We start from the raw sequence: 26,639 nt of genomic DNA, 5'->3' as shown, positions 1-26,639 counted from the left end.
GCCGGCCTCGCAACCTTTGGCGCCCCGCGCGACACTCACCGGCGATGACCCACGCCTCCTACGAAGACGACCCCGCCGAGCGGGCGCTGCTGCGGCGCATGGCCAGCGGCGACCGCGAGGCCCTGGCCGCCCTGTACCGGCCCTATCGGCGCCGGCTCGGCCGATTCCTGTCTCGCATGACGCGGCGCGCCGACGTGGCCGACGAGGTCATCAACGACTGCTTCTGGATCGTCTGGCAGAAGGCCGGCAGCTTCCGCGGCGACTCGCGCGTGTCGACCTGGATCATGGGCATCGCCTACCGCTGCGCGCTGAAGGCACTGCGCCAGCATGGCGAGGACGATGCGATCGACAGCGCCGACTGGCTCGAGCGGCACGACCCGGCGGTCGACCCGCAGGCCGACCACGAGCTGCGCGACTGGCTCGCCAAGGCGATGCGCCGGCTGCCGACCGAGCAGCGCGTGGTGCTGGAGCTGGCCTACGGCAACGGCCACTCGCTGGAGGAGATCGCGGCGATCATGCAGTGCCCGCTGGGCACGGTGAAGGCCCGCATGTTCCACGCCCGCGTCAAGCTGCGCAACCTGCTGCCCGACCTGGCCGCCAGCCACGCGCCGCGCAGCGCCGGAGAGTCATCGTGAGCATCGACCCCCGCGCCGAACACCTGCGCGCCTGGGAGACACTGCCGTGGGTGGCCAATGGCCGCGCCACGCCCGAACAGGCCCGCATCGTCGCCGAGCACCTGGCCCACTGCGAAGACTGCCGCGCCGAGTTGGCATGGCAGCAGCGCCTGCACGCCGCGCTGGCCGAGAGCGCCGCACCGCCGCAGGCCGGCCCCGGCACCACGGCCACCGACGACCCCGACACCGAAGCCGGCCTGCGGCGCCTGCTGGCCCGGCTCGACGATGCGCCCGAGCAGATGCCGCCGGCGCCGGGCGGGCGCGGCTCGCGCCTGACCTGGGCCCTGGCCGCCGCGGTGGTGCTGCAGGCGGCGGGCCTGGGCGTGATGAGCCTGCACCTCGGCTCGGGGCCCGGAACCGACGGTGATTTCCGCACCTTGAGCGATCTGGCCCCCGCCGCGACGGCCGCCACACTGCGCGTGCTGCCCGATGCCGGCATGCGGCTGGCCGACTGGCAGGCGCTGCTCGAGGCCCAGCGGCTGCAGGTGGTCGCGGGGCCGAACGCGGCCGGCGCCTACGCGCTGGGGCCCCTGCCCGGCGCCGCGGCGCTGCCGCCCGCGCAGGTGTTGGCGCGCCTGCGCGGCGCGCCGGGCATTCGCCTGGCCGAACCGATCACCGCGACACCATGAAGCGTCCGACCGCTCCCGAGTTCCTCGGGCGCGCCGCCCGTCATGCCGCGCTGGCGCTGCTGGCGCTGGCCGGTGCCGGCTGCGTCAGCCCCGGTGGCGGCGCGAGCACCGAAGCGAGCGCGACCGCGGCCCAGGCGATGCGCAACGACAGCAGCCGCTACATCGTGCTGGCGGTCGACAACCCGCTGGAGAACCCGGCCGGCCGCGCCGGCAGCAGCCTGGGCAGCTACGCGCCGCCCACGCGCTACGTGCTGGGCAGCCGCGCGGCCGCCGCGCTCGCGTCCCTCGCGCACGAGCATGGCCTGCGCGAGGCCGCGGGCTGGCCCATCGCGGCCCTGGGCTGGCACTGCGTCGTCTACGAACTGCCGGCCGGCCGCTCGCGCGACGCGTTGCTCGCCACGCTGGCCCACGACCCGCGCGTGCGCCTGGTTCAGCCGCTGCAGGATTTCGACACCCGCGGCAGCACCAGCGCACCCGAGCCGGGCCCGTCGAGGAACGAAGGCCCGCTCCCGGGTTCGGCGATCCCCCTCTACTACAACGATCCCTACGTGGACCTGCAGCGCGGCTTCGTCGACACCGGCGCCGCGCAGGCGCACCGGCTCAGCACCGGCGCCGGGGTGCGCATCGCGGTGGTCGACACCGGCGCCGCGCTCGACCACCCGGATCTGCTGGGGCGCGTCGCAGCCCAGCACGACCTGGTCGGCGACAGCGCCGGCCCCGCCGGGCGGACTGCCGATGCCGACCGTCACGGCACCGCGGTGGCGGGCGTGATCGCCGCCGTCGGCAACAACGGCGAAGGCATCGTCGGCATCGCGCCCCAGGCCCAACTCGAGATCTTCTGCGCCTGTTGGCCGCGCGGTGCCGCGGGCGGCCCGGCCAACACCGGCGGCGCGCGCTGCAACTCGTTCACCCTGGCCAAGGCGCTGGCCGCAGTGCTGGCGACGCAGGCGCGCATCGTCAACCTGAGCCTGGGCGGCCCGCGCGATCCGCTGCTGGACCGGCTGCTGGCGGAACTGCTGCGCCAGGGCCGGATCGTCGTCGGCGCGCTGCCGCCCGACGGCCGGCGCGGCGGCTTTCCGACCGGCACCCCGGGCGTGATCGCCGCCGGCGTGGCCGGCGAGATCGACCCGGCCGCAGCGGACGTGCTGGCCGCGCCGGGACGCGACGTGTTGACGCTGCAGCCGGGCGGGCGGTACGACTACGCCTCGGGTTCGTCGATCGCCGCGGCGCACGTCACCGGCGTCGCGGCCCTGCTGCTGGCCGCCGACCCGCGGCTGGACCGCGCCACCCTCGGCGCGGCGTTGCTCGAGCACGGCAGCGGGCCGGCGCGGCTGAACGCCAGCGCCGCGCTGGCGTCGATCGAGACCCGCCGCGCCGCGCGCCGCTGAACACGCCCGTCAGGCGCAGCTCGCGGTCACCGTGTGGTTGTGCCCGCTGGTGGTGGTCGAGGTCACCGTCACGCTCTGCTTGCCCTTCAGCATCGCCAGCTGGTCCGGCGTGAAGGTCACGGTGTGGTCGTGGCCCGCCGAGCCCATGATGCTGTAGGTCTTGTTGGTGGTCGAGTCGAGGTCTGCCTCGTTGATCGTCAGCGAATGGCCATGGTTGGCCGAGATGTTGGCGCTGCCGGCGCCGCAGCTCAGGCCACCGCCACCACCGCCACCCATGCCACCGCCGTCGCTGCCGCCGCCACCCCCGCAGGCCTGCAGCCACAACACCACCGTGCCGCCGCCCAGCGCGCCCAGAAACTGCTTGCGCGTCATGCTCTTCATTCGGTTGCTCCTTGTCGATGCGAGGCTGCCCGAACCGTTCGGGCAGCTGTCGTCGGTAGGTGCAGCCGGGGCGGCGAAAGGTTGTCGCGATTCAGCCGGCCGCGAAACAGCGCTCGGCCAGCGCGTAGTGCGCGGGGACGTTCAGCGCCGGCGCATGGCCGCAGCCGGCCACCTCGACCACCTCGGCCTTCGGGCCGCGCTCCCGCATCGCCTGGGCCACGTCGGGCTCCAGCAGGTCGCTGGCCTCGCCGCGCAGGCACATGACCGGGATGGCCAGCGAATCCCAGGCCTCCCACTGGTCGTAGTCGGCCGGGTGGTCGATGAACTGGCGCACCATCGCCGGGTCGTAGTGCGGCGTCACGCGGCCGTCGGGCAGGCGGCGCACCGAGGTTTCGGTCAGGCGCCGCCACTGCGCCTCGGTGAGGAAGCCGTAGGGCGCGTAGACGGTGCGGAAGTAGCGCTCCAGCTCGCCCACCGTCGCGAAGGCCGGCGGGTTGCCGGCGTAGGTGCGGATGCGCTCGACCGCCGGTGGCGCGAGCCGCGGGCCGATGTCGTTGAGCAGCAGCGTGCGGATGCGACCGCGCAGGGTGGTGGCCGCGGCGCGCAGCCCGATCGCCCCGCCCATCGAGGTGCCGAGCCAGTGGAAGCGCCCGAGCCCGAGCTGATCGGCCAGCGAGGTGGCGAGCGCCACGTAGAAGCGCAGGCAGTACTCCTGCGCAGGCTGCGGGCTCCACTGCGACAGGCCGCGGCCGATCGTGTCCGGGCAGATCACCCGGTAGCGGCCGGCGAGGTGGGCCGCGATGTCGTCCATGTCGCGCCCGGTACGCGCCAGGCCGTGCCAGGCGATGACCACCTCGTCGTGCTGCGCGCCCCACTCGGTGAAGTGGATCTCGCGGCCCTCGCAGACCAGGTAGCGTGAAACGAAGTCGGTCATCGCCGGCACTCCCGGTTCGGCTCAATCAGGAATGGACAAGGTGCTGTCGCTGAACGTGATCAGGTCGCCTGGCGCGGGCGTGGCCTGGATCGGGGGCACGTTGGCCGCTGTCAGCGGCGGCGCCGCACCGGTGACGCCGCCGCGCGGCACGGTGCGCACCACCTGGCTGGGCGGCAGCGGCGCGCCGCTGGTCAGGTGCGCCCACATCGCGTCCATCGCGCGGTTGAAGTACACATGCAGCGGGATGAAGCGGGTGTCGTAGCCGAGGAACAGCCCGAGCGCGATGAAGGTATCGAAGTGCTGCGCGTTGGTGACCTCGATGTAGCGTGTGTTGCCTGCCTTGTCGCTGCCGGAGCCGCCGGCCTGGTTCTTCGCGAAGTAGGCGCGCGAGGCATGGTTGATCGGCACCAGCGCGTCGCTGCGGCCGGCGACGATCAGCGTGGGCTTGCCGTGCAGGTGGCCGGTCAGCTGCACCTCGCCGATGCCGGCGCGCACGCGGTCGGACTTGGCCTTCATGTCACCGCTGAGCTTGGCGCCGGTCACCGCATCACGCCCGGTGGTGAGCGAGCGCTGGCACAGCGCGCCGTCGAGTGCGAAATCGGCCGTGCCCGTGCTCGGCGAGGTGGCGAGGAAGTCGAGCTTCGCGCCGCCGACCGAATCGTTGTAGACGAGGTTGACACCGGTGGTCGGCGGCACGCCGTTGCCGGTCGAGAAGATGCCTGCCTGCGCCGCCGGCACCTGCGCGATCACGTTGCCGCTCGCGTCGGTGTTGGCCATGCTGAAGCCGCACAGGTTGTCCAGCACGCTGAAGCGGCCGTGCGTGTTGGTGTAGGTCACCGCGATCGCGTTGGTCGCGAAGCGGAAATGCGACTGCTGCAGGAAGTTGCTGTCCGGCTGCCAGCCGTACGCCAGCATCCTGGCCAGCGCGTCGTCGGCCTGCTCGGCCACGGTCGCGCCGCTGACCAGGCCCTTGGCGGCGAGCGCGGCGCAGCGGTTCTCGGCCGACGCGGTGTACGCCGGCGGCCAGAACGCGACATGCAGCGACAGCCCGGCCTGCGACGACAGCAGCGCGCAAGGCTGGTAGACGTTGGCGAAGGTGAAGTAGTCGGTCAGCGGCCGGCCGATGGTCGGGATCGTCGTCGTGCCCTGGCGGATCGTCAGCTTCTTGGTGTGGCGCGGCTGGGCGTTCGGCTCGGTAACCGCCACGCCGTCGATCAGGCCCTCGGTGTCTTGTTCGGCCGCCGCCAGTGCCGCGCCGCCGCCGTTGGAGACGCTGCTGGCGATCACCAGCGTGTTCTTCGTGTTCAGCGTCGCGCGGCGCACGCCCTGGCCGTCGAGCGGGCCGTAACGCTCGTTGAGCACGTAGAAGGCAAAGCGCACGGCATCGAGCGTGTTGCGGCCCCAGTCCTTCTCGGGGTTCTGCTGCGAGTGGGCGTGCTTGTAGGCCACGCGGTTCGGCGTGGCAGCGTTGAAGGCGGCGCGGTCGGCGTCGCTGACGGCCGCGGTGAACTGCGATTCGATGCCCAGCGTGGTGGCATCGCCCAGGGTGCCGTCGCGCGCCGTCACCGCGTTCGTCATCAGGTCATGCAGGCCGTTGCCCGAGCCCTTGTCGGCATAGGCCACCGCGCAGCCGTGCTTCAGGCCCCAGTCGCCGGCAGAGCCGACCGCGCCGTAGATGCCGCGCGAGCCGGACGAAGTGGCGGTGACGATGCACGCCGCGTCGGGGCTGAAGCTGTCGGGCACCTGCACCATCAGCGTCACGTTCTGCGCGCCGCTGCCATCGTCGGCCCAGACGAGGTACTCGCGCCCCGCGACCTTGCCTTCGCCCAGCGTGTCGTTGCCGTTCACGTCAATGTTGGGCCCGTAGAACACGGTGAAGCCGCCGGCGACGGTGTAGTCGACCAATGCGCGGTAGTTGGTGTGGATCGCATTGCGGCGCAGCTCGGCGGGCGTCGGGTGCAGCGGGTCGACGAAGGCCGGCGCAGCGCCGAGCAGGCCGGTCTTGCCGAGGCCACCGGTCAGCAGGTCGTCGGTGACGCCGTCGTAGGCGGTCTCGGCGATCGGCCCGCGCAAGACAGGCGGGCGCTGGTTCGGCGGCGCGGCGTGGGCGACCCCGCAAGCCAGGGTGGCGGCCGCGGCCAGCGCGGTGACGGTACGGTTCATGGGATCCACTCCTCAGGCCGATTCGTTGGAAGCAACCCGAGCGCGCAGGCGGCCCACCACGCCGCTCGGGAAGTAATACACACACAGCACGAAGCCGACGCCCAGCCACAGCAGCCAGCGGTCGGGCGAGACGAGCGGGCCGAGCAATGGCACGCCGGCGACGAGACCGCCCTCGCCGCCGAACCACTTCAACGCGTCCTGCAGGTAGTTCTGCGCGAAGACGAACAGCACCGTGCCGATGACGGCGCCATACATCGTCCCCATGCCGCCGATCACGACGATCAGCAGCACGTCGAGCATCACCTCGAAGCCCAGCGTCGTTTCCGGCCCCGTGTAGCGCAGCCACAGCGCCAGCAGCGCGCCGGCCAGCGTGGCGAACAGCGCCGCCAGCACGTTCGAGAGCGTGCGGTAGACCACCGTGCGGTAGCCGATCGCCTCGGCCCGGAAGTCGTTCTCGCGGATCGCCTGCAGCACGCGGCCGAAGGGCGAGTTGACGATGCGCAGCAGGGCGAGAAAGGCCAGCACGACGGCGACGAACAGGCCGTAGTAGGCGATGACCTTGCCGTCGATCAGCAGGCCGAAGACCGGCTCGTCGAAAGGCTCGAACGAGGGCGAGAGCCACGCGGGCGTCTTGAAGCTCAGGCCATCCTCGCCGCCGGTCAGCTCCGACAGCTGCGAGGCCAGCGTCTGGAACGCCGCGGCGACGGCCAGCGTGATCATCGCGTAGAAGATCGCCTTCACGCGCAGGCTGAACAGGCCGATGACGAGGCTCAAGGCCAGCGACAGCACCAGCGCGACCGCCAGCCCGGCGAGCACCGCGCCCCAGGCCACGCCCTCGTCGCCTGCGGCGCGTGAACAGGCGATCGCCACGCCGTAGGCGCCGATGCCGAAGAACATCGTGTGGGCGAAGCTGACGATGCCGGTATAGCCCAGCAGCAGGTCGTAGCTCGCGACCAGCAGCACGAAGACGAGCATCTTCGCCGCCACGTTCAGCGCCTTGGCGCCGGGGAAGAGGAAGGGCTCGATCGCCAGCAGCGCGACGACGAGCACGAGGGCCACCGCGAGCGCGCGGCTGCGCGGCAGGTCGTGGGAAAGGATGCGATCGAGCATGGCGCCTACCTGTTCGTGACCGGATACAGCCCACGCGGCCGCCACAGCAGCACGGCGACCATCAGCCCGATGTTCGAGAACAGCGCCACCTTGGGTGCCAGGAAGCCGGTGTAGTTGGCCATCAGGCCCACCAGCAGCGCACCGACGAAGCAGCCCAGCGTCGAGCCCAGCCCGCCGATGATGATGACGATGAACAGCAGCGTGTTGACCTGCGCGCCGATCTGCGGCACCACGCTTTGCTGGTACAGGCCCCACATCACGCCGCCCAGGCCGGCCAGGCCTGAGCCGGCGACGAAGACGCCGACGAACAGCCGCTTGATGCGGTAGCCCAGCGACTCGACCATCTCGCGGTCCTGCACGCCGGCGCGCACCAGCAGGCCGAGCTTGGTGCGGTTGAGCACCCACAGCATCGAGATGAAGACCACCAGGCCGAGCGCGACCGCGAGCAGGCGGTAGCGCTCGACCGCCGCATCACCCAGCAGCACGGCGCCGCGCAGCGTCTCGGGCAGCGGCAGCGGGATCTGTGCCGGGCCCCAGATGACCTTGATCAGCTCCTCGCCGACGATCATGCCGCCCATCGTGATGAGGATCTGCTTCAGGTGCTGGCCGTAGACCGGGCGCACGATGACCCGCTCGAAGGCCCAGCCGAGCGCGCCGGCCACGGCCATCGCGGCCAGCATCGCGGCAAACACGGCGCCGAGGTTCTGCCAGACCGAGGCGCTGCCGGTCCAGTCGGCCATGCCACCCATCACGCTGGTGGCGACGAAGGCGCCGAAGGCGATGAACACGCCGTGGCCGAAGTTCAGCACGTCCATCAGGCCGAAGACCAGCGTCAGGCCCGAGGCGATGATGAAGACGATCAGGCCCATCGCGAGGCCGGCGATCGTCAGCGTGAGCCAGGTGGCGCCGGAGCCGATCGCCGGCAGCGCCGCCAGCGCCAGCACGGCCAGCAGCGCGAGCGGCTTCCAGTCGAAGGCGGCCTTGGGGATGCTCTTCATAGGCGCCCCCTACGGCGCTGCGCGCCGGTCCCCCCGAGGGGGAGCGAACGCCTTGGGAGCGGCCCGGCGGCGTTCATTGGTGCGCCCCCAGCGACAGCCCCAGCAGCTTGTGCTGCAGCGCCTCGTCCTCGGCCAGTTCGGCCATGGGGCCGGCGTGCACGACGCGGCCGTCGTCCATCACCGCGACGCGGTCACCCAGCGCCTTGGCCATCATGAAGTTCTGCTCGACGAGCAGGATGGTCGTGCGCTGGCGCTTGAGCTCGCTGAACGCCGCGACGAGGTTGTTGATGATGGCCGGCGCGAGCCCCTTGCTCGGCTCGTCGATCAGCAGCAGCGCGCGCGGCTCGATGATGGCGCGCGCCACGGCCAGCATCTGCTTCTGGCCGCCGCTGAGCTTGCCCGCTGGGTAGAGCCAGAACTTGTGCAGCGCGGGGAACAGGCCGAACAGCCAATCGAGCCGTGCCTTGTCGAGGTCTTCCTCGCGGCGCGCCGCGCGGGCCGCGAGCAGCAGGTTCTCCTTGACCGTCAGGTCCGCGAAGATGCCCATGCTCTCGGGCACGTAGGCGATGCCGCGCTGCGCGATGTCGGGCGTGGCGAGCTGCCCGCCCGGCCCGCCGATCTGCCGCCCCTGGAAGCGCAGGCTTCCCTGGCTGGCCGCCCACAGGCCCATGATCGTGCGCAGCGTGGTCGTCTTGCCGGCGCCGTTGCGGCCCAGCAGCATCGTCACCTGGCCCTCGGGCACGGCGAGCTCGACGCCGTGCAGGATGTGGTACGCCCCGATGTGGGTATGGACGCCTTGCAGCACGAGCAGGTCCGTCATGCAGCCCCCTTGGCGCTGCGCGCCGTCCCCCCGAGGGGGAGCGAGCTGCTTCGGAGCGGCCGGGCGCAGCTCATGCCGCCTCCTCGACCGGCGCGGTGCCGAGGTAAGCCTGCTGGACGACGTCGGAAGCGATCACCGTGGCCGGGTCGCCGTCGGCCACCAGTGCGCCGTTGTGCAGCACGATGATGCGGTCGGCCAGCTCGCGCACCACGTCCATCTTGTGCTCGACGAGCAGGATGGTGGCGTCCTTGCGGCCTTTGAGCACACGGATCAGGTCCAGCACGACCGGCACCTCGTCGACGCTCATGCCCGCGGTCGGCTCGTCGAACAAGTAGACGCGCGGCTCGAGCGCCATCAGCAGCGCCACCTCGAGCTTGCGCTGGTCGCCGTGCGGCAGGCTGGCGGCGGCGGCATCGCGCCGGTCCAGCAGGCGCACGGTGGCGAGGATCTCGCGCGCCTCCTCGATCCAGTCCTTGCGATCCAGCCAGACCTGCCAGAGGTTCAGCCCGCCACCCTGCCGCGCCTGCACGGCGAGCCGCACGTTCTCGAGCACGCTCAGGTGGGGAAAGAGCTGCGTGAGCTGGAAGGCCCGGCCCAGGCCGCGGCGCGTGCGCAGCGGCGCCGGCAGGCCGGTGATGTCCATGCCGTCGAGCAGCACCTGGCCCTCGCTGGCGGGCAGCTGGCCCGAGATCAGGTTGAAGTAGGTCGTCTTGCCGGCGCCATTGGGGCCGACGATGGCGGTCAGCGTGCCCGGCGCGAAGGCGCAGGACACATGGTCCACCGCCACGTGGCCGCCGAAGCGGATGGTCAGGTTTCTGGTCTCGAGCATTCGGTTCAGGAGCAGGTGCCAATCACGTAGTAGTTCGGCCCGGTTTGCTTCAGCGTCGTCGTGACGAACACGTTCCACAGGCCCATGTTCTGGTTCGAGCCGTTGGCCAGCGCGTAGCCGCCGCTTTGATGGGCGCGGCCCGCCGTCGTGTGGGCGTAGTTGCTGGCCGTGTAGCAGACGGGCGCAGCGCCGGTGGTCGTGCCGCTGGCCGCGCTGGACACGGCACCTTGCGCGCCGGCGGAATCGACGGCCGCGACGGTCCACGAATAGGTGGTGGCTGGCGACAGGCCCGAGTCGACGTAGCTCGTGCCGCCGACCAGCGAGGCGTTGACCTGGGCACCGCCACGGAACACGTTGTAGCCCGCCGCGCCGCTGACCGCGCCCCACGCGATCGTCATCGTCGTGTCGGTCGCATTCGACGTGGCCACGCCGGTCGGCGCGGGCAGCGAGCCGCCGCCACCGCCCGAGCCGGACGAGACCTGGTCGACCATGGCCTTGAGCGCCGCCATCTGCGTGCCGGCCTTTTGCGCGAAGTTGCTGCCGTACCAGCCGATCCAGTCCCAGCAGCCGTTGGGGTTGGCCAGCGAGCCGCTGGCCGAGGTCTGCCGGCTGGTGTTGTCGACCTTGGTCTGCGGGAACAGCACGACGATGTTGTTGGTGTCGGCCCAGCGGCTGTAGCCGGTGTTCTTGACGAACTTGTCGCCGATCGTCGCGGCGTTCTGCTGGCAGCCGTGCAGCGCCACGTGCAGCCGGCAGCTCGCGCCGCCGGCGCAGTTGGACGGCACGTAGGCCCAGCCGCTGGCCGCCATGCCGGGGTTGCCGGCGGTGAACGGCGTCTGGTCGAACTCGATGTAGTTGGCCGCGGCCGGCGCGTTGTTGCGGGCGTTCAGCGTGCCGTAGAACTTGGTCAGCGCCGCCTTGGCACCGTCGTAGCCGCAGTTGCTGATGTAGGGCGAGGTGCTCGACGAGCAGGCGTTGTTGCCGGTCGCATCGAAATCGGTCGGGAAGACGTGTGCGGTGCCGCTGCGCTGCACGTAGCTCAGGTTCGCCGCGCTGACGCCGTTGTTCGTGTACTGCGTCTGCACCGCATTCATCGGAATCGGGCCGACGGTGTAGTCGCTCGTGCCGACGAACATGAAGACCTTCTGGCTCGCGACGTTGGCCAGCGCGTCGTTGGCCGTGCCGCTCCAGTTGTTCAGGTCGGCCTGCATCGTATTAAGCATGGCGCTCGTGATGCTGGCGTTGTACATGCAGGCCGTGTAGTTGCTGTGGCCGGCGCACATGTACGGGCCGCCCGCGAACACGCCGACGCCCTTGAAGGTGGACGCGTAGGCATAGCCGAGCTGATTGGCCATGAAGCCGCCGGAGGACAGGCCCGAGACCGTGACCTGGCTCTTGTCGATGTTCAGTGCCGGCAGGGCGACGACGGCGGCCAGGACGGTGGGAGTGGCGAAGGTGGCGAACGCGGCGACGAATAACGCCGCGACCCCACCCGCCTTGACGGCGGGAGTCTTCATGGCTTGTCTCCTTGGAGTGTGGGCGCGGGACGGCTCGGTTCCCGCTGTTGCGTCAGCGCTTGTTGCGAATCGGCACAGACATCTCGTCCGGCTTGATCTCGCGCACCAGCTCGGGCACGCCCCAGGCGAAGGCCGGGTCCACCTTGATCTTGAAGTGGTACATGCTCTGCATCGCCTGGTGGTCTTCCTTGCGGAAGCTCATCTTGCCCTTGGGCGATTCGAAGCTCATGCCCTCCATCGTGGCGATCAGTTTGTTGGTCGCCGTGTCGCCGCCGGTCTTCTTCAGCGCCTCGACGACCGCGATCGCCGCGCTCATGCCGCCGGCGGTGAAGAAATCCGGCGGGTTCTTGAACTGCTTGTAGTGGTTGGCCACCAGCCACTCGTTGACCGGGTTCTTCGGGATGCCGAAGTAGTAGTAGGTCGCGCCTTCCATGCCGGGGAAGGCCTTGTAGGCGGCCATCGCCGGCAGGATGTTGCCGCCCGAGGACACCTCGATGCCATAGCGCTTGGCCAGCTCCTGCGCGGCCAGCGCGTTGTACGGCGGCGTGCCGCCGGCCCAGATCACCTCGACGATCTTGCGCCCCGGCTTGTCCTTCAGCGCGTCGACCACGCGCTGGATGCCGGCGGTGAAATCGGTCGTCGTCTGCGGCAGGTACTCCTCATGGACGATCTTCGCGTTCTTCAGCGCGTCCTTGAAGGCCTTCACGCCATCGCGGCCGAAGGCGTAGTCCTGCGCCAGCGTCGCGATGAGGGTGCCGGCCTTGTCCATCGCGACGGCGTTGCTGATTGCGTCCTGGCTCGAGTTGCGGCCGGTGCGGAAGATGTACTTGTTCCACTTGTCGCCGGTGATCGAGTCGGCCACCGCCGGCTCGACCAGCAGGATCTTCTTGTACTCCTCGGCCACCGGCAGCATCGCCAGCGCGACGCCCGACGAGGTCGGCCCGACGGCGATGTCGGCCTTGTCGTCGCCATAGGCCGCCGCCAGCAGGCTCTTGCCCTGGTCCGGCTTGCCCTGGTCGTCCTTCTCGATCACGACGAGCTTCTTGCCGGCCACGGTCATCGTGCCGCCAGTCGCGTAATCCAGCCCCATCTGGAAGCCGACCGCCGTCTGCTTGCCATAGGCCTCAAGAGGGCCGGTCTTGCTGTAGATGTGGGCGATGCGGATCTCGTTGCCCGCCGCGTGGGCCGGCAAGCCCGACAACAAGGCCAGCGCGGTGACGGAAAGCGAGGTGGCAAGCAGGGCTCGGCGGGTCATGCAGGGGTATCCGGTGTTCGTTGTGGGCGCATCGATGAACCCAGCTTGGTGCAACGCCTGTGCCGGAATGCGACCGCCCGGGGTAAACACCGAGCGCTCCCTCTGGTGGCCTGCCGGGCTCACTGGCAAGGCGCCACAGCGATGCTGGCCGGATTCCGGACAGCAAGGCCGGACATGCCCGTTCACCGGACAGTCTCGCTCGGCACTGTCCGGCATTCGGACAATGCCCGGGCGCCCCCGATCAGCCGATGTGGCCCAGCTTCTCGTACAGCGTGGCCCGCGCGATACCGAGCATGCGCGCCGCGGCCAGCTTGTTGCCCTTGGTCGCATCGAGCGCCGCGCGAATCGCCCGGGCTTCCAGCTCGGCGACGGCCACGGGCAGCGGCTTGATGGCGCCCGGTTCGGCCAACGGGGCAGCAGGCGGCCCGGCGGGCGGCCGCATGGGGGCTTCGGCCGCCGCTTCTTCCGTGCCGGGCGTCACCGGCGCCACGAGCAGCCCGGCGAGGGGGCCCGCCGTCAGGACCAGCTCGTCGCTCAACAGGCACGCCTGCTCCAGCACATTGCGCAGCTCGCGGATGTTGCCCGGCCAGCGCTGCGCCGCGAGCAACTCCAGCGCATCGGCCGCCAGGCTCTTCGGTGCCGCCAGACCGGCGCGGCAGGCAATGTCTTCCAGCAGGTGATCGGCCAGTGCATCCAGGTCGCCCAGCCGCTCGCGCAGCGGCGGCAGGCGGATCGGCAGCACGTTGAGCCGATAGTACAGATCGGCGCGGAACGCGCCCTCGGCCACCATCGCCGCCAGGTCGCGGCTGGTCGCCGCGATGATGCGCACGTCCACCCGCTCCACGCGGTTGCTGCCCAGCGGCTCGACCTCCTGCTCCTGCAGCACGCGCAGCAGCTTGGCCTGCAGCCCGAGCGGCATGTCGCCGATCTCGTCGAGGAACAGCGTGCCGCCGTCGGCGAGCTTGAACTTGCCGTGGCGGCCCTTGCGGTCGGCCCCCGTGTAGGCGCCGGGGGCGACGCCGAAGAACTCGGCTTCGAGCAGGGTCTCGGGCACGGCGGCGATGTTGACGCCGACGAAGGGTGCGGCCGCGCGGTGGCCGCCGGCATGGATGCCCTGCGCCATCAGCTCCTTGCCGGTGCCGGTTTCGCCCAGCAGCAGCACGGTCGAATCGGTGCCGGCCACCCGGCGCGCCTGGCGCTTGACCTCCATCACCGCGGGGCTCGCACCGATGAAGCTGGCGATCGTGTACTTGGGCCGGCGCTGCGCAGCGAGCTCGCGCCGCGCGTCGTCGAGCTCCTTCTGCATCCGGCTGAACTTGGCCATCAGCGGCTGCATCGTGCTCTGCGTGTGGTCAGGCGACTCGTTGAGCCACACCATGCCGACGGCGCCCAGCACCTGGCCGGATTCGTCGCGCAGCGGCAGCCGGCTGACCAGGAAGGTGCCGGCCTTGTTGGTCAGCAGGTCCAGCACGATCGGTCGGCCCGAGTCGATGACCCGGTTCATCAGCGTGTTGGGCACGACCTGCTCGACCGGCTTGCCGACGAAATCTTCCTCGCGCTCGAAGCCGAGGGCGGGCAGGAAGTGCTTGTAGCCCTCGCTGATCCAGACGATGCGGTGCGAGCGATCGACCACCATCATGCCCAGCGCCGTCTGGGCGAAGACGTCGAACATCGACTGCGCGGCCAGGCGCAGGACTTCGCCGGCGTCCTGCGGCAGTGCGGCGGGGGCGGAAACGTTGGGTGCAGGCATGCGCAGTCTCCCGGGCGGAAGACGAATGTAGCGCCGGGCCTGGGCATCGGGCAGCGCACTATCCCGATGCCGGTATCCGGCTCGCGCCGCGGCGAGCGCAGCTGGTTCATCGCGCGCTGCGGCAACTCACCTATGGCCCGACGTCGTTTCGTCGCCTGGCCAGCCCCGGCCGCCCCGACTGCGCACAATTCGCCTGTCGCGGCCAAGACAGGCCGATGTGAGGAACAAATGAGACAGTGGCTGAAGGACAACCGTGGTTTCGTGGTGTTCCTGCTGTGCTTCGGCTTTCTTCGCACCGCGGTGGCCGACTGGAACCCCATCCCCAGCGGCTCGATGCGCCCGACGCTGCTCGAAGGCGACGTGGTGTTCGTCAATCGCCTGGCTTTCGACGCCAAGATCCCGCTGACCGACATCTCGGTCGCGCGGCTGGCCGATCCGGTGCGTGGCGATGTGGTGACCTTCAGCTCGCCGAAAGACGGCACGCGCCTGATCAAGCGCATCGTCGCGGTGCCCGGCGACGTGGTCGAAATGCGCGACGAGGTGCTGCTCGTCAACGGCGAGGCCGCCCAGTACACCGATCTGGCGCCGGCCACCGAGGCGATGGGCGATGGCGTCGAGCTGCCGGCGATCCGCGCCACCGAGCGAATCGCCGGCAGCCGCCGCACGGTGCAATTCCTGCCGCCGACCGCCGCGCGGCGCAGCTTCGGCCCGCTCAGGCTCGGCGCCGACGAGTACTTCATGCTCGGCGACAACCGCGACAACAGCGAGGATTCGCGTTTCATCGGCCCCGTGCGGCGCAAGCTGTTGATCGGCCGCGCGCACCACATCCTCGTGTCGGCCGACATCCTGGGCGGTTGGGCCCCGCGCTTCGAGCGCGTGGCGGCGCCGATCCAGTGAGCATCGGATCGACCGGCTAAGGGTTATTGCGGGTATTGCGGACGCGCCGGCGCCGCGCGGCGAGCAGACTCGCGCTTCTTTCCAGAAGCCCCGCGAGGCCACCATGGCGCACAAGCCGATCTACAAGTCCCTCTACGCCCAGGTCATCACCGCCATTGTCATCGGCGTGATCCTGGGGCACTTCTACCCCTCGATCGGCGAGTCGATGAAGCCGCTCGGCGACGGCTTCATCAAGCTGATCAAGATGATCATCGCGCCGATCATCTTCTGCACGGTGGTGGTCGGCATCGCCGGCATGGAGGACATGAAGAAGGTCGGCAAGACCGGTGGCCTGGCGCTGCTGTATTTCGAGGTGGTCAGCTCGGTCGCGCTGATCGTGGGCCTGGTCATCGTGAACCTGGTGCAGCCCGGCGCCGGCATGAACGTGGACCCCGCCACGCTCGACACCAAGGGCATCGCCGCCTATACCGCCCCCGGCAAGATGCAGGGCACGGTCGATTTCCTGCTGGCCATCATCCCGAGCACGGTGGTCGACGCCTTCGCCAAGGGCGAGATCCTGCAGGTGCTGCTGTTCTCGGTGCTGTTCGGCTTCGCGCTGCACAAGTTCGGCGGCCGCGGCACCCTCGTGTTCGACGGCATCGAGAAGACCTCGCACGTGCTGTTCGGCATCGTCGGCATCATCATGAAGCTGGCCCCGATCGGCGCCTTCGGCGCGATGGCCTTCACGATCGGCAAGTACGGCGTGGGCTCGCTCGTCTCGCTGGGCAAGCTGATGGGCACCTTCTACCTGACCTGCCTGATCTTCATCTTCGGCGTGCTCGGCCTGGTGGCCCGGCTGCACGGCTTCTCGGTCTGGAAGTTCATCAAGTACATCAAGGAAGAGCTGCTGATCGTGCTGGGCACCTCGTCGAGCGAGTCGGTGCTGCCTCGCATGATGGCCAAGCTCGAGAACCTGGGGGCGCGCAAGTCGGTGGTCGGCCTGGTGATCCCGACCGGCTACTCGTTCAACCTGGACGGCACCTCGATCTACCTGACCATGGCCGCCGTCTTCATCGCCCAGGCCACCAACACGCCGATGACGCTGACGCAGCAGCTCACGCTGCTGGCCGTGCTGCTGCTGACCTCCAAGGGCGCCGCGGGCATCACCGGCAGCGGCTTCATCGTGCTGGCGGCCACGCTGTCAGCGGTGGGCGGCGTGCCGGTGGCCGGGCTGGCACTGATCCTCGGCATCGACCGCTTCATGTCCGAGGCGCGGGCGCTGACCAACCTGATCGGCAACGGCGTCGCCACGGTGGTGGTGGCGAAGTGGACCGGCGACCTGGACACCGGCCGCCTGCGGCGCCAGCTCGACAACGAGACCGACACGGCGGCCGAAGCCCCGGAGGCCGTGCTGGACGCGGTCGAGCAGCACATGCCTGCGGCCGCACGACGCTGAGCGCGCCGGCGGCACGCCATTTGCTGCTTGACGTTGCCAGGGCGCCCTCGGGCCCTGGTGCGTGAGGTTTTTGGCAGAAACCAGCGCCGCGCGCTGATCATTCTTGGGGTTGCGCCACTCCGCCCGGGCCGCTTCTAATCCCCCCTGCCAAGGCCCAGGCGGTCGGATGTCCTGGCCCAGCACACAACGGGGAGACCCTGGATGGTCATGAAGCAAGTCGTTCGGGCGGCAGTGGCGGCAACAGCCCTGCTGGTGGGTGTGTCGGCCCAGGCCGCACTGGTCAAGTACCGCATGACCGGCCTGGTCACGCAAAGCGGCATCTTCGATGACGGCAGCACCGTGCCCGAGGGCACGCCCGTCACTGTGACCTACAGCTACGAGACCAAGACGGCCTCGTTCGTGATGGATCGCCACGACGACGGCTCGGGCTCGGCTGGCTACGCGTTTGGCGCGCCCTACCACTTCAAGCTGCGCGCCGGTGCGCACCGGGCGCAGGCCGATCAGTTCCAGGTCGCGCTGAACAACGACCTGAACCAGCCCTTCGGCGACACCTACGACGTGGCCACCAGCATCGGCGTCGCCATCGACGGGGTCTGGCAGGACGGAGCCCGCTTGGGCATCTCGCTGATGAGCCAGGCCGGCCACCTCGATGCGCTGCACTCGCTCTCGCTGCCCAAGCACCTGAAGGCCTGGGCCTTCGACGCCTTCCGCGTCGGCCAGCTGGTGACCACGGGCGATCGCACCTTGCTGATGTTCCGGATCGACACCATCAAGTCCACGGTCTGCACCGAGACCGTGCCGGGCACGGACGACTGCGCCCAGTAGGGCGCCCCCTCCTTTCCGCCGTTCTTCCTCCACCCTGCCCGCGGCCTGGCCGCCGGCAGGGTTCGTCGCGCTTGCGCCTGTCATCGACGGCCGTCCAGAATCGCGACGGCCACGAGCCACCCCTCAACTCGCAAGGAAGGTGATCCCGATGAAAGCAACTGGCGCCGAATTCTTCGGCACGTTCTGGCTGGTGCTTGGCGGCTGCGGCAGCGCGGTGCTGGCGGCCGCGTTCCCGGGCGTGGGCATCGGGCTGCACGGCGTCTCGCTGGCCTTCGGCCTGACGGTGCTGACGATGGCCTTCGCGATCGGCCACATCTCGGGCTGCCACCTGAACCCGGCCGTCAGCATCGGGCTGTGGGCCGGCGGGCGCTTCCCGGCGGCCAAGCTGCTGCCCTATATCGTGGCCCAGGTGCTGGGGGCCGTGGCGGCCGGCGGCGTGCTGTACCTCATCGCCAGCGGCAAGGCCGGCTTCGACGCCAGCGCCGGCTTCGCCTCCAACGGCTATGGCGAGCATTCGCCGGGGCAGTACAGCCTGGCGGCCGCCGCGGTCTGCGAGGTGGTCATGACCGCCTTCTTCCTGATCATCATCATGGGCGCGACCGACTCGCGCGCCCCTGCGGGCTTCGCGCCGATCGCGATCGGCCTGGGCCTGACGCTGATCCACCTGATCAGCATCCCGGTCACCAACACCTCGGTGAACCCGGCACGCTCGACCGGCGTCGCGCTGTTCGCCGGCGGCTGGGCGATCGGGCAGTTGTGGCTGTTCTGGGCCGCGCCGATCGTCGGCGCCGTGATCGGAGCCAAGGTCTACGCCTGGCTCGCCAGCGGCGACTGAGCGGGGGCTCGACGGCGGCCGCGAGCGCAAGCCCGGCGCGCGGCCGCCGACAACTCGGCCGTGAGGGTCTTGTGATTTCGTAATTACGCGATTACGATCAGCGCCCATGAACCCGCCCGCCGCCAGCGCCCTGCACGCCCCGGTCCGCGGTACCTCGCTGCACGACGAGGTCGCCGCCCGGCTGCGGGCGATGGTATTCGAGCGCGAGCTGGCGCCGGGCGAGTGGATCGACGAGAAGGCACTGGCCGCGCGTTGGCAGATCAGCCGCACGCCGCTGCGCGAGGCGCTGAAGGTGCTGGCCGCGGAGGGCCTGGTCGAGCTGGTGCCGCAGCGCGGCTGCCGCGTCGTCGAGCTGAGCGACGACGATGCCGATCAGCTCTTTCCGGTCATGGCCCTGCTCGAGGGGCGCTGCGCCTACGAGGCCACGCGCAACGCGACGGCCGCCGACCGCGCACTGCTGCGCCACTGGCACGACGAGCTCGAGCGGCACGCCGCCGCGCAGGACCGCGACGCCTACTACCGCGCCAACCACGAGTTCCACACCCTCGTGCAGCGCCTGGCGCGCAACCGCTGGCTGGATCGCTCCACCGGCGACCTGCGCCAGTTCCTGCGCCTGATGCGCGGGCGCCAGCTCAAGCTGCCCGGCCGCATCGACACCTCGATCCGCGAACACCGGGTGCTGATCGAGGCGATGCTGGCCGGCGACGCCAGCCGCGCGGAGCGCACGATGCACGACCACCTGATGGCCCAACTGGCCGCGCTGAAGGCGGTGCGCGCGCTGGAGGGCCAGTCCCCCACCCACGAACGGAAGGAAGGGCGCACGTGATGCTGGTCGACCACTTTCGCGCGGCCGCGCGCCGCATGGGCGATGCGCAGGATCTGCGGGCCCTCTCGGCCGATTGCGCGCGCCTGCTGTCGCAGCGCGGCGAAGCCAGCAGCACGCAGATCGCGCGCCAGATCGTCGAGCGGCTGCAGGAGCTGCTGGCCGAGTCGGGCCGCAAGGACGGCGCGCGGCCGAGCGCGCTGGAGCGCTTCTTCGACCACCTGGCCGAGGACTACAGCCCCGAGCCGGCCTCGGTGCTGGCCAGCGCCCAGGCCTACGCGGCGCAGCCGGATGCCGCCCACCTGATCGCCTTGATCGAGCGCGCCGAGCCGCCGCGACAGGAGCTGTTCCGCCGCATCAACCGCGCACCGGGCGGCACGGCGGCGCTGATCCGGCTGCGCCGCGCGCTGCTCGATCGCCTGCCCAAGCGGCCCGAGTGGCGCGCGCTCGAGGCCGACCTGCTGCACTTGCTGTCGAGCTGGTTCAACCCGGGCTTCCTGGAGATGCGCCAGGTCAGCTGGCGCTCGCCGGCACAGCTGCTCGAGCAGATCATCCACCACGAGGCCGTGCACGAGATCGACGGCTGGGACGACCTGCGGCGCCGCCTGCTGCCCGACCGGCGCTGCTTCGCCTTCTTCCACCCGCAATTGCCGGAAGAGCCGCTGATCTTCGTCGAGGTCGCGCTGCTGCCCGAGATGGCGGCGGCAATCCCACCGTTGATCGACAAGAAGTCGCCGCCGCTGTCGCCGGAGGCCTTCAAGGTCGCCGTGTTCTACAGCATCAGCAACTGCCAGCCGGGGCTCAAGGGGGTGTCGCTCGGCAACTTCCTGATCAAGCGCGTGGCCGAGGAGCTGAAGGCCGAATTGCCGCAGCTGAAGACCTTCTGCACGCTGTCGCCCATCCCCGGCTTCATGGCCTGGCTGCTGGCCACCCCGGACGCGGCCGCGGTCCCGGGCGTCAAGCCGGCGTTGGCCGAGCGCATGGCCGCCGCCCGCGAGGCCCTGGTGGCGGCCTGCGGCGGCGAGCTGTCGAGCCTGGCCCAGGCCGCCACCCACGCGGCCCTGCCGAAGCCGGCGCAGCAGGCGCTGCTGCAGTGGGCGGCGCTCTACCTGGTGCACCAGTCGCCCACCGCCGGCGGCGACCCGGTCGCGCGCTTCCACCTCGACAACGGCGCACGCCTGGAGCGCCTCAACCTGCAGGGCAACCCATCGCCCAAGGGCCTGAAGCAAGCCGCCGGGCTGATGGTCAACTACCTGTACGACCTGGCGCACATCGACGCCTGCCATGATCGTTTCGTGCACGGCGAGGTCGCGCATTCGCGCGCGATCGGCCGCCTGCTGTGACAACCCGCCCCCAACGACAAACCCGGAGACGCCCGATGAACCATCTGCCCACCCGCCGCCTGGCGCTGCTCACGCTGGCCACCGCAAGCGCGCTCGGCGCCGCGCCCTTGGCCTGGGGCCAGGCCGCCGGCTGGCCTGCCAAGCCGGTGACCATCGTCGTGCCCTTCCCGGCCGGCGGCGGCACCGACGCCTTCGCCCGCCCACTGACCGCCATGCTGACCAAACAGACCGGCAAGCAGTTCATCATCGACAACAGGGGCGGCGCCGGTGGCACCGTGGGCGCCACCCTGGCCGCCAAGGCCGCGCCAGACGGCTACACCTTCTTCATGGGAGCGGTGCACCACGCGATCGCGCCGTCGATGTACCCGAAGCTCGACTACCACCTCGAGACCGATTTCGTGCCGGTCGGCCTGATCTCGAGCGTGCCGCAGGTCATCGTCGTCAACCCGCAGCGGGTGCCGGTCAACGACCTGAAGGGCCTGCTCGAATACGCGCGCAGCCACCCCGGCCAGCTCAACTACGGCTCGGCCGGCAACGGCACCTCGCACCACCTGGCCGGCGAGCTGTTCAAGCTGCAGACCAAGACCTTCATCACCCACATTCCGTACCGCGGTGCCGGCCCGGCGCTGCAAGACCTGGTCGCCGGCCAGGTCGACCTGATGTTCGATGGTCTCGGCTCGTCGGCCACGCACATCAAGAGCGGGCGCATCAAGGCGCTGGCGGTGGCGTCCACCCAGCGCGCACCGGGCTTCCCGGATGTGCCCACCACCGTCGAAGCCGGCGTGCCGACCTACCAGGTCTCGACCTGGTACGGCCTGTGGGCGCCCAAGGGCACGCCGAAGGAGATCATCACGGCGATGCAGAGCGAGATGAAGAAGGCCTTCGCCGGCGACGAGATCAAGTCGGCGTGGACAGGCCTGGGCGCCAGCGTGCCGGCCATGTGGGGCGACGATTTCGGCAAGTTCGTCACGAGCGAAACGAAGCGCTGGGCCGAGGTGGTGAAGTCCTCCGGAGCGAAGCTTGATTAGCCCCAAGACCTGACATGACCGGCCACGTCCATCTTCATCCGGCCGATGAGCACGGCATCGCCCAGCTGCGCTTCTCGAACCCCGGCAAGCTCAACGCGCTGTCGGTGCAGATGTGGCGCGATCTGCGCGCGCTGGTCGAGGGGCTCAACGCACTGCACCCCGATGCGGGGCCGCGGGTCATCGTCGTGCAGGGCGAGGGCGGCAGCTTCGTCGCCGGCGCTGACATCGAGGAGTTCCCGGACTTCCGCTTCGATGCCGACACCCTCGCGCACTACCACGAGGAGGTCGTCGCGCCGGCGCTGAATGCGTTGCTCGACTGCGAGCGGCCGCTGGTCGCGCAGATCGAGGGTGCCTGCGTCGGTGGCGGGCTCGAGATCGCGGCCTGTTGCGACATCCGGCTGTGCGGCGATTCCAGCCGCTTCGGCGTACCGATCGCCAAGCTCGGCTTCCCGATGGCGCCGCTCGAGGTCGAGATCGTCGCGCGGGTGATCGGCGAGACCACCCTGCGCGAGCTGCTGCTCGAAGCCCGCGTGCTGGGTGCCGCCGAAGCGCGCGAGCGCGGGCTGGCCACGCGCGTCGTGCCCGACGGCGAGGTCGCCGCCGAGGCGCGCCGCAGCGCCGAGGCCATCGCCGCGTTGTCGCCGCAGGCGCTGCGGCTGAACAAGCGGGCGCTGCGCCAGTTCGGGCGTTCGCATGGCAGCAGCGCCGAAGAGCGCCGCCCCCACTACGACTACGCCCCCTCGGCCGAGCACCGCGAGGGCCTGGCCGCCTTCAACGAAAAACGCCCGGCGCGCTTCGCCGCCGCGGCCCGCCCTTCCGACGACAAGCCCACGCCATGAACCTCTTCGTCGCCCTGCGCCAGGCCTTTCCGGCCGATCTCGACACCTGCGCGATCGAACCGGCCGACGGCCCCGACACTCGCCGCTTCTACACCTGGCGCGACCTCGACCACGCCAGCGCGCGCATCGCCAACCTGCTGGATTCGCTCGCACTGCCGCCGGCCAGCCGCATCGCGGTGCAGGTCGAGAAAAGCGTCGAGGCGCTGCTGCTGTACCTCGGCGTGCTGCGCGCCGGGCACGTCTTCCTGCCGCTGAACACCGCCTACCAGGCCGCCGAGATCGAGTACTTCATCGGCAACGCCGAGCCGGCGGTGGTCGTCTGCTCGGGCCGGAACTTCAGCTGGGTCAGCCGGCTCGCCTTCCAGGCCGGCACGACCCACGTCTTCACGCTGAACGACGACCGCACCGGCACGCTGCTCGACCGCGCGGCGTTCCATGCCGACACGCACACGCCCGCCGAGAAGAGCGCCGGCGACCTCGCCGCGATCCTCTACACCAGCGGCACCACCGGCCGCAGCAAGGGCGCGATGCTGTCGCACGGCAACCTGCTGTCGAACGCGCAGACCTTGAAGGACTACTGGGGCTGGCAGGCTGGCGACGTACTGATCCACGCGCTGCCGATCTTCCACGTGCATGGCCTGTTCGTCGCCTCGCACGGCGCGCTGCTGAACGGCAGCAAGATGATCTGGTTCACCCGGTTCGACCCCAAGGCCGTGCTGGCCCGCCTGCCCGAGGCCACCGTCTTCATGGGGGTGCCGACGCTGTACGTGCGCCTGCTCGGCGAAGCCGGGCTGACGAAACAGGCGTGCCGGAACATGCGGCTGTTCGTCAGCGGCTCGGCTCCGCTGCTGATCGAGACCTTCAATGACTGGCGCGAGCGAACCGGCCACACGATCCTCGAGCGCTACGGCATGAGCGAGACCATCATGCTGACCTCGAACCCCTACCGCACCGAAGACGGCGAGCGCCGCGGCGGCACCGTCGGCTTCCCGCTGCCGGGCGTGGGCCTGCGCGTGCGCGACGAGCAGGGCGGCGCGCTGCACGTCGGCGAGATCGGCGGCATCGAGGTGCGCGGCCCGAACGTCTTCTCGGGCTACTGGCGCATGCCCGAGAAGACCCGGGAGGAGTTCACCGCCGACGGCTGGTTCAAGACCGGCGACGTCGGCAAGATCGACGCCGGCGGCTACGTGACCATCGTCGGCCGCAGCAAGGACCTGATCATCAGCGGCGGCTACAACGTCTACCCCGCCGAGGTCGAGGGTTACCTGAACGAGCTGCCCGGCGTGGCCGAGAGCGCGGTGATCGGCGCCCCGCACCCGGACTTCGGCGAGGGCGTGCTCGCGGTCGTCGTGCCGCGCGCCGGTGCGGCGCTCGACGGCGCTCGACTGATCGCCGCGCTGAAGACGAAGATCGCCGGCTTCAAGGTGCCCAAGCAGGTCTTCATCACGAATGAGCTGCCGCGCAACACGATGGGCAAGGTGCAGAAGAACCTGCTGCGCGAGCAGCACCAGGGCTACTTCTCGGCGTGACGATGCTTGATCGTCCGACCCCCTAGAACCGCAGGGGGACGGTAGCGGCGCGCGGGGGCGCCCCACACAATCGTTCGCTCGGCCTGCACCCACCGGTGGCCGGCCACCACGATTGCCACAGGAGACCCCCGTGAAGCATGCACCCCTCGCCGCTGCCTTGTCAGCGGCCTTCGCGACCCTGGCGCTGGCCACCGCCTCGCCCTGGGCGATCGCCCAACCAACCGCTGCCGGCGTCCACGACACCGAGATGGACGGACTGCTGCAGCAAGCGCAGCAGTCCGACAACTTCTACCGCGCCCACTTCCCCGACGCCGCCACCGGCCGCAAGGCCGCGGTGACCTTCCACGACGCGCTGCTCGAGTCGAACTGGAAGGCCGGCTACCTCGTGCTGCAACTCGACGACGCCGACGTCGCCCGGCTGAAGACCTTCAAGTTCCGCGTCGTCAAGGACGAGGCTTTCGCCGCGCGCTACCACGCGATGCTCGCCCAGCTGCGCGCGATGGGCTCGCCCAACCTGTTCGGCGCTTCGGGCGCGAAGCTGGCCCAGCAGGCGCTGGAAACCGGCGAGTCGATCCCGAACTTCCCGTGCTACGAGACGGTCGAGGAGACCTTTGCCGCCGCGCAGGGCTTCACCACCACCTACCCGACGCTCGCCACCTGGACGCCCGTCGGCCAGAGCTGGGAGAAGTCGCAGGGCCTCGGCGGCTACGACATGGCCGTGCTGAAGCTGACCAACCAGAACACGGCGGGGCCCAATGGCGAGCCCAAGCCCAAGCTGTTCGTCAACTCGGCGATCCATGCGCGCGAGTACGTGACCGCACCGCTGATGCTGGCCTTCGCGACCCAGCTGCTGCAGGGCTATGGCAAGAACGCCGACGCGACCTGGATCCTCGATCACCACGAGGTCCACCTGCTGCTGCACACCAACCCCGACGGGCGCAAGAAGGCCGAGAGCGGCCTGCTCTGGCGCAAGAACACCGACAAGAACTACTGCGGCGCCAACAGCAACGACCGTGGCGCCGACCTGAACCGCAACTTCACCTACAGCTGGAACATCACGCACGGCGGCGGCTCCAGCGGCAACGCGTGCGACGAGACCTACCGCGGCCCGTCAGCGGCGTCGGAGCCGGAGACGCAGTCCGTCGAATCCTATGTGCGCAGCATCTGGCCCGACCGCCGCGGCCCGAACCAGAACGATGCCGCGCCGGCCGACACCAGCGGCATCCACCTCGACATCCACAGCTTCAGCCAGCTCGTGCTGTGGCCCTGGGGCTTCACCAGCAACCAGGCGCCCAACAGCACCGCGCTGCAGACGCTGGGCCGCAAGTTCGCCTTCTTCAACGGCTACCTGCCCGAGCAGTCGATCGGCCTGTACCCGACCGACGGCACCTCCGACAGCGTCAGCTACGGCGAACTCGGCGTCGCGGCCTACACCTTCGAGCTGGGCACCAGCTTCTTCCAGAGCTGCACGACCTACGAGAACACCATCAAGCCGGCCAACCTGAACGCGCTGTGGTACGCCGCCAAGGTGGTTCGCACACCCTACCTCACGCCGGCGGGGCCCGACGTCACGGCCGTCAAGCTCAGTGTCAACGGCATTCCGTCCGGCACCCCGGTCGGGCTGACGGCCACGGTCAACGACACCCGCTACAGCACCCGCAACGGCACCGAGCCGACGCAGAACATCGCGGGCGCCGAGGCCTACATCGACCTGCCGCCCTGGATGCCCGGCGCGACGCCGCTGGTGCTGGCCGCCAAGGACGGCGGCTACGACGAGAAGACCGAGAAGGCGACCACCACCTTGTCGACCACCGGCCTGGCCAAGGGCAAGCACATCGTGTTCGTGCGCGGCCGCGATGCGGCGGGCAACTGGGGGCCGGTGAGCGCGACCTTTCTGAAGATCAAATAGCGGCCGCATGGCCTGCATGACAATGCAGGCCCATGCATGTGCCCCCTAACCTGCCGCTTCGTGCCGACGGCCGGGCGCACGCCTGGGCCGCCTCGCTCGTGTTGGCGCTGGCGTCGGCGAGCTCCCCGGCGGTCTCGCCCGACGCTGTCCAGCGCTGCGGCGCCGAGCCGGCCTGCCTGGCCCGGCTCGAGGCCACGGCGCTTCGCGATAGCGCCGGGACGGCCCGTCGCGATGGGCGGCAGCTCGTGCTGCAGTTCGGCCTGCACCCGCCGTCAAGCTTCGTCGACCAGCCTCCCGTCACCCACCTGTATCTCGGCCGGCTCGATGGCGTGCTGCTGCATGTGGTGCGCGCCGCCCAGACCGGGCAGCCGAGCCGCTGGTGGCTGGTCGGTGAGAGCGGCCAGGCGCCACTGGTGGTCGATGCGCTGCCGGTGGCGGCCCCGGGCGGGCGACAGTTCGTCGTCACCAGCGGCAACAGCCTGTCGCTGTACCAGCGCTCCGGGCCGCGCTGGTCGCTGCAGTACCGCTTCGATGCCGCGCCCGGCCTGGTCTGGGGCGTGAAGGGCTGGCGCGCCGATGCGGCGGCGGTCAGGCTGGAGTGGCTCTGGCCGGAAGCGCCTGCGGCGTGCGCCGGCCAGGCCGCGCAGGGCCAGCTGCAGTTGCGTGACGGCCCCTATGGCTGGGACCTTGTGCCCGAGGCGCCGCGGCGCTGCGCACCCTGAGCGTCA

24 protein-coding genes are annotated in these 26,639 nt (G+C 70.3%); 14 read left to right on the top strand and 10 right to left on the bottom strand.

Going from position 1 to position 26,639, the window contains the following annotated elements:
* The first annotated feature begins 44 nt into the window (after positions 1–44).
* Genes VJ693_RS16165 through VJ693_RS16155 form a run of 3 tightly spaced genes read left to right on the top strand, consistent with a single transcriptional unit; the run spans position 45 to position 2,691 of the window.
* A complete protein-coding gene (locus VJ693_RS16165) occupies positions 45–635 on the top strand; it encodes an RNA polymerase sigma factor (RefSeq protein WP_324155747.1) in 591 nt (196 codons plus the stop codon).
* Entirely contained in the window at positions 632–1,303 is a 672-nt protein-coding gene (locus VJ693_RS16160; protein ID WP_324155746.1) for an anti-sigma factor family protein, read from the top strand. The genes VJ693_RS16165 and VJ693_RS16160 overlap by 4 nt, the downstream gene beginning before the upstream one ends.
* Complete coding sequence (locus VJ693_RS16155; RefSeq protein WP_324155744.1) at positions 1,300–2,691, top strand: S8 family serine peptidase; 1,392 nt, start codon at positions 1,300–1,302, stop codon at positions 2,689–2,691. The genes VJ693_RS16160 and VJ693_RS16155 overlap by 4 nt, the downstream gene beginning before the upstream one ends.
* Before the next feature lie 9 nt (positions 2,692–2,700).
* On the opposite strand, the gene VJ693_RS16150 is transcribed toward VJ693_RS16155, so the two are convergent.
* The 10 genes from VJ693_RS16150 to VJ693_RS16105 form a co-directional block, all read right to left on the bottom strand.
* Positions 2,701–3,072 (bottom strand): hypothetical protein, encoded by a 372-nt coding sequence (locus tag VJ693_RS16150; RefSeq protein ID WP_324155743.1) that lies wholly within the window; start codon positions 3,070–3,072, stop codon positions 2,701–2,703.
* 91 nt (positions 3,073–3,163) lie between these two features.
* A complete protein-coding gene (locus tag VJ693_RS16145; RefSeq protein ID WP_324155741.1) occupies positions 3,164–4,006 on the bottom strand; it encodes an alpha/beta hydrolase in 843 nt (280 codons plus the stop codon).
* 21 nt (positions 4,007–4,027) lie between these two features.
* Positions 4,028–6,169, bottom strand: a complete 2,142-nt coding sequence (locus VJ693_RS16140; protein WP_324155740.1) for a D-(-)-3-hydroxybutyrate oligomer hydrolase — start codon at positions 6,167–6,169, stop codon at positions 4,028–4,030.
* 12 nt (positions 6,170–6,181) lie between these two features.
* Complete coding sequence (locus tag VJ693_RS16135) at positions 6,182–7,279, bottom strand: branched-chain amino acid ABC transporter permease (RefSeq protein WP_324155738.1); 1,098 nt, start codon at positions 7,277–7,279, stop codon at positions 6,182–6,184.
* 5 nt (positions 7,280–7,284) lie between these two features.
* A complete protein-coding gene (locus VJ693_RS16130; protein WP_324155737.1) occupies positions 7,285–8,277 on the bottom strand; it encodes a branched-chain amino acid ABC transporter permease in 993 nt (330 codons plus the stop codon).
* A gap of 73 nt (positions 8,278–8,350) precedes the next feature.
* Positions 8,351–9,097, bottom strand: coding sequence for an ABC transporter ATP-binding protein (locus tag VJ693_RS16125; RefSeq protein WP_324155735.1), 747 nt, complete (start codon positions 9,095–9,097; stop codon positions 8,351–8,353).
* Between the two features lie 70 nt (positions 9,098–9,167).
* Positions 9,168–9,926, bottom strand: coding sequence for an ABC transporter ATP-binding protein (locus VJ693_RS16120; RefSeq protein ID WP_324155733.1), 759 nt, complete (start codon positions 9,924–9,926; stop codon positions 9,168–9,170).
* Positions 9,927–9,931: 5 nt separating this feature from the next.
* Entirely contained in the window at positions 9,932–11,443 is a 1,512-nt protein-coding gene (locus VJ693_RS16115; protein ID WP_324155732.1) for a PHB depolymerase family esterase, read from the bottom strand.
* 52 nt (positions 11,444–11,495) lie between these two features.
* Positions 11,496–12,698: a substrate-binding domain-containing protein gene (locus VJ693_RS16110; RefSeq protein WP_324155730.1), complete on the bottom strand. Its 1,203-nt coding sequence runs from the start codon at positions 12,696–12,698 to the stop codon at positions 11,496–11,498.
* A gap of 241 nt (positions 12,699–12,939) precedes the next feature.
* Positions 12,940–14,448 (bottom strand): sigma-54 interaction domain-containing protein, encoded by a 1,509-nt coding sequence (locus VJ693_RS16105; protein WP_324155728.1) that lies wholly within the window; start codon positions 14,446–14,448, stop codon positions 12,940–12,942.
* 228 nt (positions 14,449–14,676) lie between these two features.
* Here VJ693_RS16105 and lepB point away from each other — a divergent pair, with 228 nt between their 5' ends.
* The 11 genes from lepB to VJ693_RS16050 all read left to right on the top strand — a co-directional run bounded on the left by lepB (position 14,677) and on the right by VJ693_RS16050 (position 26,633).
* Positions 14,677–15,345, top strand: a complete 669-nt coding sequence (lepB, locus tag VJ693_RS16100; protein ID WP_324155727.1) for a signal peptidase I — start codon at positions 14,677–14,679, stop codon at positions 15,343–15,345.
* A gap of 103 nt (positions 15,346–15,448) precedes the next feature.
* Positions 15,449–16,780: a dicarboxylate/amino acid:cation symporter gene (locus VJ693_RS16095; RefSeq protein ID WP_324155726.1), complete on the top strand. Its 1,332-nt coding sequence runs from the start codon at positions 15,449–15,451 to the stop codon at positions 16,778–16,780.
* 207 nt (positions 16,781–16,987) lie between these two features.
* On the top strand, positions 16,988–17,605 hold the full coding sequence (locus tag VJ693_RS16090; RefSeq protein ID WP_324155724.1) for a hypothetical protein: 618 nt from the start codon (positions 16,988–16,990) through the stop codon (positions 17,603–17,605).
* Between the two features lie 148 nt (positions 17,606–17,753).
* Complete coding sequence (aqpZ, locus tag VJ693_RS16085; RefSeq protein ID WP_324155722.1) at positions 17,754–18,440, top strand: aquaporin Z; 687 nt, start codon at positions 17,754–17,756, stop codon at positions 18,438–18,440.
* 106 nt (positions 18,441–18,546) lie between these two features.
* Positions 18,547–19,266: a GntR family transcriptional regulator gene (locus tag VJ693_RS16080; protein ID WP_324155720.1), complete on the top strand. Its 720-nt coding sequence runs from the start codon at positions 18,547–18,549 to the stop codon at positions 19,264–19,266.
* Positions 19,266–20,606 (top strand): malonyl-CoA decarboxylase domain-containing protein, encoded by a 1,341-nt coding sequence (locus VJ693_RS16075; RefSeq protein ID WP_324155718.1) that lies wholly within the window; start codon positions 19,266–19,268, stop codon positions 20,604–20,606. The genes VJ693_RS16080 and VJ693_RS16075 overlap by 1 nt, the downstream gene beginning before the upstream one ends.
* A gap of 35 nt (positions 20,607–20,641) precedes the next feature.
* On the top strand, positions 20,642–21,634 hold the full coding sequence (locus tag VJ693_RS16070; protein ID WP_324155716.1) for a tripartite tricarboxylate transporter substrate binding protein: 993 nt from the start codon (positions 20,642–20,644) through the stop codon (positions 21,632–21,634).
* A gap of 14 nt (positions 21,635–21,648) precedes the next feature.
* Complete coding sequence (locus VJ693_RS16065; RefSeq protein WP_324155714.1) at positions 21,649–22,473, top strand: enoyl-CoA hydratase/isomerase family protein; 825 nt, start codon at positions 21,649–21,651, stop codon at positions 22,471–22,473.
* Entirely contained in the window at positions 22,470–24,002 is a 1,533-nt protein-coding gene (locus VJ693_RS16060) for a malonyl-CoA synthase (RefSeq protein ID WP_324155712.1), read from the top strand. The genes VJ693_RS16065 and VJ693_RS16060 overlap by 4 nt, the downstream gene beginning before the upstream one ends.
* Before the next feature lie 130 nt (positions 24,003–24,132).
* Entirely contained in the window at positions 24,133–25,911 is a 1,779-nt protein-coding gene (locus tag VJ693_RS16055) for a M14 family metallopeptidase (protein ID WP_324155710.1), read from the top strand.
* Positions 25,912–25,943: 32 nt separating this feature from the next.
* The gene (locus VJ693_RS16050) at positions 25,944–26,633 is read left to right on the top strand and encodes a hypothetical protein (RefSeq protein WP_324155707.1); all 690 of its coding nucleotides are present in this window, start codon (positions 25,944–25,946) and stop codon (positions 26,631–26,633) included.
* Positions 26,634–26,639 lie beyond the last annotated feature (6 nt).

Source organism: Ideonella sp., from assembly GCF_035254525.1.
Lineage (GTDB): Bacteria > Pseudomonadota > Gammaproteobacteria > Burkholderiales > Burkholderiaceae_C > Ideonella.
Note: the sequence above shows the minus strand (reverse complement) of the source record. Positions and strands in the feature narration are given on the sequence as shown.